Origin of the sequence: Paraburkholderia sp. SARCC-3016, assembly GCF_031119615.1 — a bacterium.
Classification (GTDB): Bacteria; Pseudomonadota; Gammaproteobacteria; order Burkholderiales; family Burkholderiaceae; genus Paraburkholderia.
Genome location: NZ_JAVHZD010000017.1, coordinates 42,148 through 55,406, shown reverse-complemented (window position 1 = coordinate 55,406; position 13,259 = coordinate 42,148). Strand labels below are relative to the sequence as shown.

The window sequence follows — 13,259 nt, the reverse complement described above, 5'->3', positions numbered from 1 at the left end:
TGACGGACCCGCTTAGGGCGTTTCGGCAATGACCTTCTGCGTGGATCGGGACGCACTGTTCGCGCGCTTCTCCGTACTTGCACTTGCGCCCTCGCGCGCCACGCCGGGCAGCGTCGATCTGACGATCACCTGGGCGCGCACGTCGCGCCCGATCGTTTCGATGCCCGCGCGCATTTGCGCAAACTCGTCCGGCGAGCACACTTCGCTGCTGAACCGCGTGCTGCCGTCGCGTGCCATCGTAACGACGTTGGTTTTCGGATCGTACTGATATGTCGAGCGGAAATCGATAAAGCGGTCTTCGGTATGCGCGGCCTCCGGCATATCGAGCACGCGGAAATTCGCAGGCAGAACGATGCGCGCGCGCTCGTGCAACTCGACGTTGCGGCAGACAAACGGTTGCGTGCGCTGCCGTTCGCCGAGCCAGTAGCGCGCATCCGACTGGAAGCCGCCGACGAAGCTCGTCAAGGCGGGAATCGATGCGGCCGCGCCCGGCAGCACGAAATCTTCGAGTGTGCCCTTCATCGTGACGATCAGCGGGCCTGCGGAAGCATCGAGTGCGTTCGTCGAGAGCATCGCGTTGCCGGTCAGGTTGGCCGCGCGCAACTCGCCTTGAATCGCTTCTTCGCGCTGCGCGGGCGTTTGCAGCCGCAGCATCGCGCGGCCCTGCTCGGCGGCCCAGCCCGTTGCCTGCAGGCGGTAGACGAAGTTCGCGGAGCCGTCCGGCGCGACGGAGATCGTGAGGTCGCTGCTGCGCGCCATCGATGCGGTGGCCGGCGTGCGGCCGAGTACGCCCTCGTCGACGAGGACGGTCGGCCGGTCCATGTCGGTTGACGGCAGATAGCCGAACTCGACGTTCGCCGCGGTGGAATCCGCGTACATCTGCAGATCGGGCAGATAGGTGATGACGTGATTCAACACGCCGAATCCGGGCACCGACGGCAATGAATAGACCGTACCGCTGTTGATCAACGCGGGTTCGTTGCGTATGCCGACGGCGCCGAGCAGCGCGCCGTAAAGCGCGACGTGATCCTTGCAGTCGCCGTAGCGCAACGCGAGAATCTCGGCCGCGCGATGCGGCACGACCGCGCCGCGCCCGACGTTGACCGCGACGTAGCGGATGTTCTTGCGGACCCAGTCGTAGAGCGTTTTCGCTTTCTCGCGCGGCGTGCTGTCGGCTTCGGTCAGCGTGCGCGCGAGACGGACGATTGCCGGGTCCGATACGCTCGGGTCGACCGCCGATGCCTTGTACGTCGCCGCAAACGCCGCATAGTCGCGATACGTCGACACCATCAGCCGGTCGCCATAGCTCACGTACGAGATCGAACCGTATTCGAGGCGCCCGAAGCGCGCCTTGTCGTAGCGGAATTCGTAGCGCGTGCGGCCGTTCTGCGTGACCGGCGCCGCTGCACTGAAACCGCGTGCGTCCGCGTAGAGCGGCATATCGGCCGGTAAATCGTAGATAAGGCGGAAGTTGTGCGTCGGCGCGAGATCGGGCGGCGTGAAATCGCTGAAATAGCCGGGTACGATCGGGACCTGCTGTGTTTTCCGGTACTTCAAATGAATGCGCGCGCCCGGTTCCACTGCGGGAAACACGATGACTTTTTCGAGGATGTCCTGGAACATCGGCGCGTCGAACGAACGCGCTTCCTGTACGTTGCGAATCTCGTCGGGCTGCACGTCATGCCGCACGCCATCGGCACCGGTCGTATATGCCTCGATCACGTCGACCTTCGCCATATTGCGATTGAACCAGATGTAGTGCTGCGCCACGCGCGCGACGCCGGCCTCGGTGTTCACGCGCAACGTCATGTCGTCGAGCTTCGTGAACGAGCCGTCCGCGTTGACAGTGAAAGTTTGCGTCTCCTGTTCGTTCACGTATGGTTCGACGGGACGAGCCGGGCTGACGGTAGAACCGGGCGCCGGGTCGTTTGCGATGGCCGGAGCGTCGGCTGCCACGGTGCTTGCAGCCCTGACGTGGCCGGACCAGCACGCAGTCGCGATGAAGACGGATACAAGAGAACGCATGAGGTCGGGCACGCGCACGATGTCGGATTAAGCGTAGAAATGGATCGGAATGCGGAGCCGGACTGCGGACTTTACGCCGCAGACTTCACAGAGTGGACTTCATCCGGCACATTACGCCGGACTTCTCACTTAAAAGGCCCGCGCATGCGTTGTCAAGCGAGAACCGTACATAAACGACTTACATAGTGAGCGATGTGAGCCATGCACGTGCGGTACGTCGACGTGCGCATGAGCGCGATGCATGCCGAAGCGCCATACAAACTGGCGTGCATCGCGCCATTTGCTATGCGTCGTTTTCCACCACCTCGAAGTTGGTGATCTTCACATCCCCTTCGGGAAAGACTGCGATGATTTCCAGTTCGCCGCCGAGGCCGCGAATGTGATCGCGCAACGTGGACACATACGTGTCCGCGCGCTGCTCGAACTTCGCGATGCTCGGCTGCTTCACATGCAGCACAAGGGCCAGGTCTTCCTGAGACATGCCGCGAGCCCGGCGCAGTTCGTGTAGTGCCATTTCCGCCATCAGACGGCGGGCTTTCTCTTCGGAGCGAGCCCGGGACTCGGGCGACATTCTTGCCCGCAGTTCAGTGAACTTCTTGACCATATACCGTTTCCTCCTCTTTCAATTGCTCGATATGCTCGTCGTAAAGCGTGTCTGCGCGCGGGACGTTCCGCTGATACCAGCGGTCGTCACCGCCTTTGTTGCCACCGAGCAGCAAGATGGCAATGCGCGACGGGTCGAACGCGTACAGCACCCGATACGGCTGCCCCTCGTGCTGCACCCGCAACTCTCGCATGTGGCCGCAACGCGAGCCGTGGATATGACTCGAATGCGGATATCGCAAATACGGACCGTATTCTTCAAGCAGCCGCACCGATGCCGCGACCGACTCCTGTTCGGACTCGTTCAAAACTTCCCACCAGTCACCGAAAGCGCTGGTGTATTCGACGTCCCAGTTCATGAGCAATATAACCTCCAAAGAATATTCCGTCAACGGAATAAGTTGCCGGAATGTCAGGGCGCGGCAGTACCGCGACACAGAGGTCATGCTAGGGAGATCGGGACGGAAGCGACAGTCGGCCAAACGGCCAACGCTAAGGAAAGCAGAGGAAATGCAAACGGACAGCGAGCGGCACCGTGCGGCCGCTCGCAGGACACCGAGGCTCGCTACGCGCGTCGCTCGCTGACTTCGTCAGGAATACCGCAGGCCGTGCCCGCGTTTGCGGCGATCTCGCGCGCGGCCTTCGCGCCTTCGACCTGCAGCAGCGTCGGCAGCGACACGCCGTTTTTAGCCGCCGTCACTTCCGCGAGAATGGAGACGGCGATCTCAGGCGGCGTGCGGCTGCCGATATAGATGCCGACCGGCCCGTGCAGGCGTGCGAGCTCCGTGTCGGTCAGATCGAATTCCTTGAGCCGCTCGCGGCGCGCCGCATTGTTGCGTCGCGACCCCAGGGCGCCGACGTAGAATGCCGGCGTTTTCAGCGCCTCCATCAGCGCGAGGTCATCGAGCTTCGGATCGTGCGTAAGCGCGATCACCGCGCAGCGCTCGTCGAGCTTCATCTCGAGCACGGTGTCGTCCGGCATCGTGCGCACGATTCTCGTGCCCGGCACGTTCCACTCGTCCGTGTACTCTTCGCGCGGGTCGCAGACGGTGACCTGATAGTCGAGGCCGACCGCAATATTGCAGAGGTACCGCGACAACTGCCCGGCGCCGATCACGAGCATCCGGTAGCGCGGGCCGTGGATCGTGAGCAGGCGCCGCTCGTCGAAATCGACGCCGTCGGTTGCTTGCGCCGCGCCATAGTGGACCGCGCCGCTCGCCATATCGAGCGTGCGCGCGACGAGCTTGCCGTCTTCCACCGACCGGCACAGTTCCGCGATGCCGCTTTGCTTGCTCAGCGGTTCGAGCACGAGCTGGATCGTGCCGCCGCACGGCAGGCCGAAGCGGTGTGCTTCCTCGGCGCTGATGCCGTATTTCACCGCTTCCGGGTGCGTCTGTTCGATGCCGCGTTGGCGTACGCGCTCGATCAGATCGTCTTCGATGCAGCCGCCCGATACCGAGCCGACCACGAGTCCATCGTCGCGCACTGCGAGCATCGCGCCCTCGGGACGCGGCGACGAGCCCCACGTCCTGACAACCGTGACCAGTAGCGCGCGGTGACCTTCGTCGAGCCAGCGTGCACTGGATTTCAGGACTTCGAGATCCACGCTGTCCATGATTTCTTCCTCTTCGGTTCGGCGCCTTCGGTGGTGGATTCCGTTGCGCCCGTCTGTTCTGCCTGGCTTTCAGCATCAGGTGCGGTGTTGCTATCGACGTTTGCGTCGCCGGCCGTACCGTCGCCGCCGCCCGTTACCTGCGCGCTGAAGCGCTTGAAAAATTCGCCCGCGATCTTGCGCGCGGCGCCGTCGACGAGCCGCGAGCCGATTTGCGCGAGCTTGCCGCCGACCTGCGCACTTGCCGTGTACGCGAGCGTGGTGGCGTCGTCGCCGTCCGGCTCGAGCGTGACCTGCGCCTGGCCCTTGCCGAAGCCCGCCGCGCCGCCCTGGCCCTCAAACACAATCGTATACGTATGCGGCGCGTCGATGTCGGTCAGCAGCATACGCCCTTTGAAGCGCGCCTTAACGGGACCGACCGATGCGCTCATCGATATCGCGTACGCATTCTCGCCGTCTGCGTCGATACTTTCACAGCCCGGTATCGATGCGCGCAGGATCTCGGTGTCGTTCAACGCTTCCCACGCGCGCTGTTGCGAAACGGGAAGCTTATGGGTTTCGGTCAGGTCCATCGTGTGTCTCCTGCGGGTTTTGGGGTGCGCGCGGCGAGGTCGGCTGGCGCGGCGGGCAGCGATCGATGGGCCGGCTGCCCGGCAGGCGCAAGCGGCGCGCGCGGCGCCAGCTGCGCGAGATCGCGGGCGAACGCGCTGAGGCTGTCGAGATTATGGACCGGCCGGTGCGCGTCCACATGCGGCAGGATCGCTTGCACGCCGCGCGCCTTCGGCGCGAATTCGCTGTAGCGCAGCAACGGATTGAGCCAGACGATGCGGTGCGCGAAGCGCCGCAGGCGGCCCATTTCAGCAGCCAGCAGATCGATCGCTTCATGATCAAGGCCATCGGTAACCAGGACCACGGTCGCTCTGCCGGTCAGCACGCGTCGTGCCCAGCGCCGGTTGAAGTCGGCCAGCGCCGCGCCGATGCGCGTGCCGCCGGACCAGTCGACCACCTGCTCGGCGAGCGCCGCAATCGCCACATCGGGGTCGCGCTCGCGCAGTGCGCGCGTTGCATTCGTCAGTCGCGTGCCGAACAGGAACACCTGCAGGCGCTCGCGCGACTGCAGCAGCGCGTGGCAGAAGTACAGCACCGCGCGCGAATAGCTGCTCATCGAACCGGAAATGTCGAGCAGCAGGACGAGCGGCGGTTTGCGCTCGACGGCCGCGCGATATTTCCAGACGGTCCAGTCGCCGCCCGCGCGCACCGCGTGCCGCGCGCTCGCACGCAGGTCCGCATGCGTGCCGCGCGAAGCGGCTTTGAGGCGGCGTGTCGGTTCCATCGCGAGCGGCAGCCGGTGGCTGCGGATCACGTGGCGCAGCGTGCGCCATTCGTCGGCGTTCAGCGTATCGAAGTCGCGGTGGCGCAGCCGTTCTTCCGCGCTGAAGGTGACGTGCGCGTGCAACTCGTGCTGTTCCATTCGCGGCGCGCGCGGTGCGTTGAGCGTGACCGGCGGACGCGCCGCGAGCGCATCGGCGAGGCGGTTGTTGCGCTTCGGCGGCGGAATCGTGTTGCCGACTTTCGGCAGCAGCAGCGCGCGCATCTTGCCGGCCCAATCGGGATCGCGCCAGAAGAGCTCGAACGCCGCGTCGAACAGTTCGCGTTCGTCGGGCGCACGCACGAGCAGTGCAGCCAACGCGGCCTGCACGTCGTCGCGGCGCGCGAGTCCGACGTGGTGCAATGCGTCGAGCGCGTCGACGGCCTGTGCCGGCGACATCGGCAGGCCAGCCGCGCGCAGCAGGCGCACGAAATGCACGACGTTGCGCGCGAATGCGGGAAAAGCGTCCGGTGCTTCGTCGGTATCCGGCGTGGCGTCCATCGCGCGTCACTCCGCCGCTGCGATGCACTCGGCGATCTGTTGCGCGTCCATGCGCGCGAGATCGTCCTGATACTTGAGCAGCACGCCCAGCGTATCCTGCACCGATTGCGGATCGAGCTCGGTCACGCAGAGCGCGTTGAGCGCGCGGCACCAGTCGATCGTTTCGGCGATGCCCGGCGCCTTGAACAGGTCCATCCCGCGCAACTGATGCACGAAGCCGACCGCATGCCGTTGCAGCGCTTCGCTCGTCTCGGGCGCACGCGCGGCGACGATCGCGAGTTCGCGTTCGCGCTCCGGGTAGCCGATCCATTGGTAGAGACAGCGCCGCTTCAGCGCATCGTGTACTTCGCGCGTGCGGTTCGACGTCATCACGACGAGCGGCCGCTGCTGCGCGCGCACGGTGCCGTACTCGGGAATCGACACCTGAAAGTCCGAGAGCAGTTCGAGCAGGAACGCTTCGAACGGCTCGTCGGCGCGGTCGATTTCATCGATCAGCAGCACGCGGCGCGCGGCCGGGTTCCGTTCGTCGGGCATCAACGCCTGCAGCAGCGGGCGCTTGAGCAGGAATTCGCTGCGATAGAGCGTGTCGTTGCCGGGCTTCTCGCCGGACGCTTCGGCGACACGCAGAGCCATGATCTGCCGCGGGTAGTCCCACTCGTACAGCGCGCTGGCGGTGTCGAGTCCTTCGTAGCACTGCAGCCGCAGCAGCGACGTGCCGAGCATGCCGGCCGCGGCCTTCGCGAGCTCGGTCTTGCCGACGCCGGGCTCGCCTTCGACGAACAGCGGCCGCTCCATCCGCAAGGCGAGAAAGAGCGCCGTCGCAAGCTCGCGGCTCGCGAAGTAGTCCTGTTCGGTCAGTCGCGCGAGCGTGTCGTCGATGGAGGCGGGTTGCATGCCGCGTCGACCCGCTGCTATGCCTTCGCGCGTTCGACCGCGCGCGCCGCGAGGATCGGAATCAGATGAGCGCGATATTCCGCGCTCGCGTGCAGATCCGTATTGAGGCCGTCGGCCGAAACCGTCACGGCGCGCGCCGCCGCCGGCGAGAAGTCGGCCGCTAGCGCCTGTTCGAGCTCGGGCACGCGAAACACCGACGGTGCCGCGCCCGTCACCGCGACGCGCACGCCGCTTGCCTGCTTCGCGACGAACACGCCGACGAGCGCGAAATGCGACGCCGGATTCCTGAACTTCTCGTACGCGGCGCGCTCCGCGAACGGAAACTCGACCGACACGATCAGTTCGTCCGGGGCGAGCGCGGTCTCGTACATGCCGACGAAGAAGTCTTCGGCCGTAATGCGGCGGCGATCGGTCACGACCGTCGCGTCGAGGCCGAGCACGGCGGCCGGATAGCAGGCAGCCGGGTCGTCGTTCGCGAGCGAGCCGCCGATCGTGCCGAGCGCGCGCACCTGACGATCGCCGATATGCGCGGCGAGATCGGCAAGCGCGGGCAGCGCGCGGCGCACGTCCTCGTTCGCCGCGACATCTGCGTGACAGACGGTGGCGCCGATCGACAGCGTCTTGTCGCCCGCGCGGATCTGCTTGAGCTCGGGAATGCGCGTGACGTCGATCAGCTGCGAGGGTTGCGCGAGACGCAAGCGCATGGTCGGCAGCAGGCTTTGGCCGCCGGCCAGAAACTTCGCGTCGACGTCCGCGGCGAGCGCCGATACCGCGGCCTTCGGATCGGCCGCACGTTGATAGTCGAATGTGTACATGTGGGCTCCTCCGCTCAGGCCGGTTTGGACGACGTGCGTTGCGATGCTCCCGCGGCTTGCATCGCCGACCAGATCCGATGCGGCGTCGCCGGCATCTGCAGGTCGGTGACGCCGAGCGGCGCGAGCGCATCGATGATCGCGTTGATCACCGCCGGCGGCGAGCCGATCGCGCCTGCTTCGCCGCAGCCTTTCACGCCGAGCGGATTGTGCGTGCACGGCGTGCCTTTCGCGGTTTCGACCGTGAACTGCGGCAGATCGGACGCATGCGGCATCGCATAGTCCATATAGGAACCCGACAGCAGCTGGCCGCTTTCGGTGTCGTACACGCAGCGCTCGAGCATCGCCTGGCCGATCCCCTGGCCGAGGCCGCCGTGCACCTGGCCTTCGACGATCATCGGGTTGATCACGTTGCCGAAGTCGTCGATCGCGGTGAAGCGTTCGATGCGCGTTTCGCCCGTATCGACGTCGACTTCGACTTCGCAGATATAGGCGCCGGCCGGATAGGTGAAGTTGGTCGGATCGTAGAACGCGCTTTCGTCGAGGCCCGGTTCGAGTTTGTCGAGCGGATAGTTGTGCGGCACGTAGGCGGCGAGCGATATGTCCGTGAAGGTTTTCGTGCGATCGGTGCCGGCCACGCGGAACGTGCCGTCCTTGAACTCGATGTCGTCGGGCGACGCCTCGAGTAGATGCGCGGCGATCTTCTTCGCTTTCGCTTCGATCTTGTCGAGCGCCTTGACGATCGCCGAGCCGCCGACCGCAATCGAGCGCGAGCCGTATGTGCCCATGCCGAACGGAATGCGCCCGGTGTCGCCGTGCACGACCTCGACGTTTTCGATCGGCACGCCGAGCCGGTCCGCCACCACTTGCGCGAAAGTCGTCTCGTGACCCTGGCCGTGGCTGTGCGAGCCTGTGAACACGGTCACGGAGCCGGTCGGATGCACGCGGATTTCGCCTGCTTCGAACAGACCCGCACGCGCGCCGAGCGCGCCGGCGACATTCGATGGCGCGAGTCCGCACGCTTCGATGTAGCACGAGTAGCCAAGGCCGCGCCGCTTGCCTTTCTGTTCCGAGGCCTGTCTGCGCGCAGCGAAGCCTTCGACGTCGGCCAGTTCGATGGCGCGCGCCAGAAGCGTTTCGTAGTCGCCGGTATCGTAGGTGAGGCCGACCGGCGTCGCGTACGGGAACGAACGGATGAAGTTGCGGCGGCGCAGTTCGGCCGGGTGAACATTGAGCTCGCGCGCCGCGGTTTCGACGAGCCGCTCGACCACGTAAGTCGCTTCGGGGCGCCCAGCGCCGCGATACGCGTCGACGGGCACCGTGTTCGTGAAGACCGCTTTGACTTCCGCGTAGATCGCCGGCGTCGCGTACTGGCCGGCGAGCAGCGTCGCGTACAGCACGGTCGGTACGCTCGACGCGAACGTCGACAGATACGCGCCCATATTCGCGATCGTGTGCACGCGCATCGCGAGGAACTTGCCGTCCTTGTCCATCGCAAGTTCGGCCTTCGTGACGTGGTCGCGGCCGTGCGCATCGCAGAGGAACGATTCGGAGCGCTCGGCGGTCCATTTGACGGGGCGCCGCACCTTCTTCGACGCCCACGTCACGGCGACATCTTCGGCATACAGAAAGATCTTCGAGCCGAAACCGCCGCCGACATCCGGTGCGATCACGCGCACCTTCGATTCGGGCAGCGCGAGGACGAACGCAGCCATCAGCAGCCGTTCGACGTGCGGGTTCTGATTCGCGACGTAGACGGTGTAGCTGTCGTCGTACGGCGACCAGGCGGCGTTCGCCGCGCGCGGCTCGATTGCGTTCGGCACGAGCCGGTTATTGACGATATCAAGGGTCGTCACGTGCGCGGCGTTGGCGAAGGCGGCGTCGGTCGCGGCCTTGTCGCCGTGGCCCCACGTGAAGCACGTATTGTTGGGCACTTCGTCGTGCACGGCGGGTTGGCCCGCGTCGGCTGCATGCGCGGTGTCGACGATCGCCGGCAGTTCGTCGTAATCGACTTCGATCAGTTCGAGCGCATTTTTCGCCGCGTTGACCGAGTCGGCGATCACGAGCGCGACCTGGTCGCCGACGTGCCTGACCTTCGTATGCGCGATCACCGGATGCGGCGGCTCGTGCATCGGCGTGCCGTCGATGCTGTGGATCAGCCAGCCGCATGGCAGGCCGCCGACATTGTCCGCCGCGAGGTCCGCGCCGGTGAAGATCGCGACGACGCCAGGCGACTGCTTCGCCGCCGTCGTGTCGATGCGCTTGATGCGCGCATGCGCATGCGGCGAGCGCAGAAACACCGCGTACGACTGATTGGGCAGGACCACGTCGTCCGTGTACTGGCCGGTGCCGGTGAGGAAGCGTGCGTCTTCCTTACGTTTGACGGAAGCGCCAATGATGCGGTGCGTTTCGGGTGCGTTCATTGTCGGGCTCCTCGGCATCGATCAGGCGGTGGCCTTCGCGGCGGTTTGCGTTTGCGCGTGTGCTTGTGCCGAACCCGCGCCCGACGCCATTGCTGCCGCGCCCTCGACGATCGCCTTGACGATGTTGTGATAGCCCGTACAGCGGCACAGGTTGCCGTCGAGCTGGGCGCGCACGTCGGCTTCGCTGGGCTGCGGATGAGTCGCAACGAGCGCGGCGGCGCTCATCACCATGCCCGGTGTGCAGAAGCCGCACTGGAGCCCGTGGCACTCCTTGAACGCGGCTTGCATCGGATGCAGCTCGCCGTTCGGAGACAGTCCTTCGATCGTGGTGATGTCCGCGCTATCGGCCTGCACTGCGAGCATGTTGCACGACTTGATCGCGCGCCCGTTCAGATGGATCGTGCATGCGCCGCACTGCGCGGTATCGCAGCCGATATGCGTGCCGGTCAGGCGCAGCTGATCGCGCAAAAATTGAACAAGTAGCGTATTGGGCTCGACGTTAGCGGTGACGGGCGCGCCGTTCACCGTCAGGCTGATGCTGATCGTCATGAACTGTCTCCTTCGCTTTTGTGCGGGGATAGAGACCGGCTCGGGCCCACATTCACTACCTACCGCCTGCCTGCTGTGAGGGTCCGGCTCGGTTGGTGCTGTTTGTGATTTGTGCCGGACAGTAAAGCACAAATCGGCGGGGGCGGCTATCGGGGGAAATCGTCGCGGCCGCGCGTTGCCTTGCTGCGCGGCCGTGCGCGGCCATGCGTGATCAGTGCGGACGCACACCATGCGCGAGCTTCGAGCGCCGGCGCGAGTACCCGAAATAGATCGCCATGCCGAGCGCGAGCCAGACGACGAACGCCATCCACGTGACGCCCGCGAGATTCACCATCAGGAACAGGCACGATGCGACCGCGAGCACCGGCACCACGGGCACGCCGGGACAACGGAATGCACGCGGCAGTTCGGGGTGCGTGCGGCGCAGGACCAGCACCGCGATCGAGACCATCGAGAACGCGGCGAGCGTGCCGATATTGATGAGCTCGGCGAGCACGTCGAGCGGCACGAGCGCGCCGATCAGGCCGAAGAAGATGCCGCACAGCCAGGTGGTGAGAAACGGCGTCGCGAAGCGCGGATGCACGCGCGACAACGCGGCGGGTAGCAGGCCGTCGCGCGACATCGCGAAGATCACGCGCGTCTGGCCGTACGCCATCACGAGAATGACCGTCAGCATGCCGAGCACGGCGCCGAGATCGATCAGGCCGGCCACCCAGGTCTGCCCCGCTACCTGCAATGCATAGGAAACCGGGTGCGAGATATGGGCGAATTGCGCATACGGCACGATGCCGGTCACGATCGCGGCGACCGCGACATAGAGCACCGCGCAAACGACAAGCGACGCAATGATGCCGATCGGCAGGTCGCGCTTCGGATTCTTGACTTCCTCGGCCGCCGACGACACCGAATCGAAACCGATAAACGCAAAGAACATGACGGCGGCCGCGCCGAACACGCCCGACCAGCCGTTCGGCATGAACGGCTGCCAGTTCGCCGGTGTCACGTGAAATACGCCGACGGCAATCACGAGCAGCACGACGATCACCTTGATCGCAACCATCAGATTATTGACGCGCGTCGACTCGCGCACGCCGACCGACAGCAGCGTGGTGATCGCCATCATCACGAGGAAAGCCGGCAGGTTGAAGAGCGTGGTGTGGCCCGGCAGCGCGCCTGGCGCCGCGGTCAGCGCAACCGGCAATGACATGCCGAAACCCGCGAGCAGCGATTGCAGGTAGCCGGACCAGCCGACCGATACCGCCGACGTCGCGAGCCCATATTCGAGCATCAGGTCCCAGCCGATGATCCACGCGGCAAGCTCGCCGAGCGTCGCGTACGAGTACGTGTAAATCGAGCCGGCGACCGGAATGGTCGATGCGAATTCGGCGTAGGCGAGCGCCGCGAAGCCGCACGCAATGGCGGCGATAACAAACGAAATGGTGAGCGCCGGACCGGCCTGAACCGCGCCGGTGCCGGTCAGAACGAAAATGCCGGTGCCGATGATGGCGCCGACGCCGAGAAACGTCAGATCGAGCGCGCCGAGCGCTTTCTTGAGGCCGGCGGCTTGCGCGCCGGCGATCATGTGTTCGACGTTTTTCTTTCGGAATACAGACATTGCCAGAAGGTCTCATTAGCGGCGCGTTGTGCCTCGCGCGCCGGGTGCGGGAAACCTTCGATTTTATCCGATCGCCGAAAGGTAGCCGTCAGGCTCAAGGACCGGTGGCGGTAATGTGCCGTTCGGGCGAACCAGTGCGCGAATTGAAAGCCTCGATTCGCGGCGGAAAGTCAGGTGGCAACTCAGGTGGCAACTCAGGCCGTCATGGCCGGATTCAGATCGACGAGCCGGTTCGTCATCACATAGAACGTGAGTTCCGCATTGTTGTGCAGCTTCATTTTTTCGAGAAGCCGTGTGCGGTACACGCTGACCGTCTTCACCGATAGCGACAGGGCGTGCGCGATGTCGGTGAGCCGTTTGCCCGACGCGAGCATGCAAAGCGTCTGATATTCGCGGTCCGACAGCTTTTCATGCGGCATCTGCTCGCCGTCGAACGACACGTAATTCGCGAGCGCCTCGGCCATCGCCGGGCTCACGTATTTGCGGCCTGCGGCGACCTGCTGGATCGCGGCGATCATCTGCGCGGCGTCGACCGTTTTCGACAGATAGCCGGCCGCCCCCGCTTTGAGTGTGCGGACCGCGTACTGGTCCTCGCGATACATCGAGAACATCAGCACCGGCACGCGCGGCACCTTGCGCTTGAGGCGCTTGAGCACTTCGACACCGTTCAGGTCCGGCAACGAGATGTCGAGCAGGATCACGTCGTACGAGTGCCGTCCCGCTTCCATCAGCGCTTCGGCGCCGGTCTGGGCTTCCGCCACTTCCGCGGCGACGCCGCGGTCGAGCAGCAACTGGCGTACGCCCTGGCGAACCACGGCGTGATCTTCGGCGAGGAGGATGCGCAGGTTCATCGTGC

General features: G+C 65.2%; 12 protein-coding genes. All 12 read right to left on the bottom strand.

What is annotated here, in order from left to right:
- Window positions 1-12 precede the first annotated feature (12 nt).
- The gene (locus QYH69_RS18215; protein ID WP_374992444.1) at window positions 13-2,025 is read right to left on the bottom strand and encodes a DUF3857 domain-containing transglutaminase family protein; all 2,013 of its coding nucleotides are present in this window, start codon (window positions 2,023-2,025) and stop codon (window positions 13-15) included.
- A 283-nt stretch (window positions 2,026-2,308) separates the two neighbouring features.
- The gene (locus tag QYH69_RS18210; RefSeq protein ID WP_308833232.1) at window positions 2,309-2,629 is read right to left on the bottom strand and encodes a helix-turn-helix domain-containing protein; all 321 of its coding nucleotides are present in this window, start codon (window positions 2,627-2,629) and stop codon (window positions 2,309-2,311) included.
- The gene (locus QYH69_RS18205; protein ID WP_308833231.1) at window positions 2,610-2,987 is read right to left on the bottom strand and encodes a type II toxin-antitoxin system RelE/ParE family toxin; all 378 of its coding nucleotides are present in this window, start codon (window positions 2,985-2,987) and stop codon (window positions 2,610-2,612) included. The genes QYH69_RS18210 and QYH69_RS18205 overlap by 20 nt, the downstream gene beginning before the upstream one ends.
- Window positions 2,988-3,193: 206 nt before the next feature.
- Window positions 3,194-4,243 (bottom strand): XdhC family protein, encoded by a 1,050-nt coding sequence (locus QYH69_RS18200; RefSeq protein WP_308833230.1) that lies wholly within the window; start codon window positions 4,241-4,243, stop codon window positions 3,194-3,196.
- The gene (locus QYH69_RS18195) at window positions 4,216-4,812 is read right to left on the bottom strand and encodes a carbon monoxide dehydrogenase subunit G (RefSeq protein WP_308833229.1); all 597 of its coding nucleotides are present in this window, start codon (window positions 4,810-4,812) and stop codon (window positions 4,216-4,218) included. Before QYH69_RS18195 ends, QYH69_RS18200 begins: the two co-directional genes overlap by 28 nt.
- Entirely contained in the window at window positions 4,803-6,110 is a 1,308-nt protein-coding gene (locus QYH69_RS18190) for a VWA domain-containing protein (RefSeq protein ID WP_308833228.1), read from the bottom strand. Before QYH69_RS18190 ends, QYH69_RS18195 begins: the two co-directional genes overlap by 10 nt.
- Before the next feature lie 6 nt (window positions 6,111-6,116).
- Window positions 6,117-7,004 carry a MoxR family ATPase gene (locus QYH69_RS18185; protein ID WP_308833227.1) on the bottom strand — a complete coding sequence of 296 codons (888 nt, stop codon included), beginning with the start codon at window positions 7,002-7,004 and terminating at the stop codon, window positions 6,117-6,119.
- A 17-nt stretch (window positions 7,005-7,021) separates the two neighbouring features.
- Window positions 7,022-7,819, bottom strand: a complete 798-nt coding sequence (locus QYH69_RS18180; protein ID WP_308833226.1) for a xanthine dehydrogenase family protein subunit M — start codon at window positions 7,817-7,819, stop codon at window positions 7,022-7,024.
- A gap of 14 nt (window positions 7,820-7,833) precedes the next feature.
- Window positions 7,834-10,239: a xanthine dehydrogenase family protein molybdopterin-binding subunit gene (locus QYH69_RS18175; RefSeq protein ID WP_308833225.1), complete on the bottom strand. Its 2,406-nt coding sequence runs from the start codon at window positions 10,237-10,239 to the stop codon at window positions 7,834-7,836.
- 21 nt (window positions 10,240-10,260) lie between these two features.
- On the bottom strand, window positions 10,261-10,788 hold the full coding sequence (locus QYH69_RS18170; RefSeq protein WP_308833224.1) for a 2Fe-2S iron-sulfur cluster-binding protein: 528 nt from the start codon (window positions 10,786-10,788) through the stop codon (window positions 10,261-10,263).
- Between the two features lie 211 nt (window positions 10,789-10,999).
- Entirely contained in the window at window positions 11,000-12,403 is a 1,404-nt protein-coding gene (locus tag QYH69_RS18165; protein WP_308833223.1) for an amino acid permease, read from the bottom strand.
- Window positions 12,404-12,597: 194 nt separating this feature from the next.
- Entirely contained in the window at window positions 12,598-13,254 is a 657-nt protein-coding gene (rqpR, locus tag QYH69_RS18160) for a response regulator transcription factor RqpR (protein ID WP_308833222.1), read from the bottom strand.
- Between the last annotated feature and the right edge of the window lie 5 nt (window positions 13,255-13,259).

Coding starts and splice junctions, on each gene's coding strand:
- QYH69_RS18180 (WP_308833226.1), bottom strand. CDS start 7,819: ATGTACACATTCGACTATCAACGTGCGGCCGATCCGAAGGCCGCGGTA.
- QYH69_RS18165 (WP_308833223.1), bottom strand. CDS start 12,403: ATGTCTGTATTCCGAAAGAAAAACGTCGAACACATGATCGCCGGCGCG.
- QYH69_RS18210 (WP_308833232.1), bottom strand. CDS start 2,629: ATGGTCAAGAAGTTCACTGAACTGCGGGCAAGAATGTCGCCCGAGTCC.
- QYH69_RS18190 (WP_308833228.1), bottom strand. CDS start 6,110: ATGGACGCCACGCCGGATACCGACGAAGCACCGGACGCTTTTCCCGCA.
- QYH69_RS18175 (WP_308833225.1), bottom strand. CDS start 10,239: ATGAACGCACCCGAAACGCACCGCATCATTGGCGCTTCCGTCAAACGT.
- QYH69_RS18170 (WP_308833224.1), bottom strand. CDS start 10,788: ATGACGATCAGCATCAGCCTGACGGTGAACGGCGCGCCCGTCACCGCT.
- QYH69_RS18185 (WP_308833227.1), bottom strand. CDS start 7,004: ATGCAACCCGCCTCCATCGACGACACGCTCGCGCGACTGACCGAACAG.
- QYH69_RS18200 (WP_308833230.1), bottom strand. CDS start 4,243: ATGGACAGCGTGGATCTCGAAGTCCTGAAATCCAGTGCACGCTGGCTC.
- QYH69_RS18195 (WP_308833229.1), bottom strand. CDS start 4,812: ATGGACCTGACCGAAACCCATAAGCTTCCCGTTTCGCAACAGCGCGCG.
- rqpR (WP_308833222.1), bottom strand. CDS start 13,254: ATGAACCTGCGCATCCTCCTCGCCGAAGATCACGCCGTGGTTCGCCAG.
- QYH69_RS18215 (WP_374992444.1), bottom strand. CDS start 2,025: ATGCGTTCTCTTGTATCCGTCTTCATCGCGACTGCGTGCTGGTCCGGC.
- QYH69_RS18205 (WP_308833231.1), bottom strand. CDS start 2,987: ATGAACTGGGACGTCGAATACACCAGCGCTTTCGGTGACTGGTGGGAA.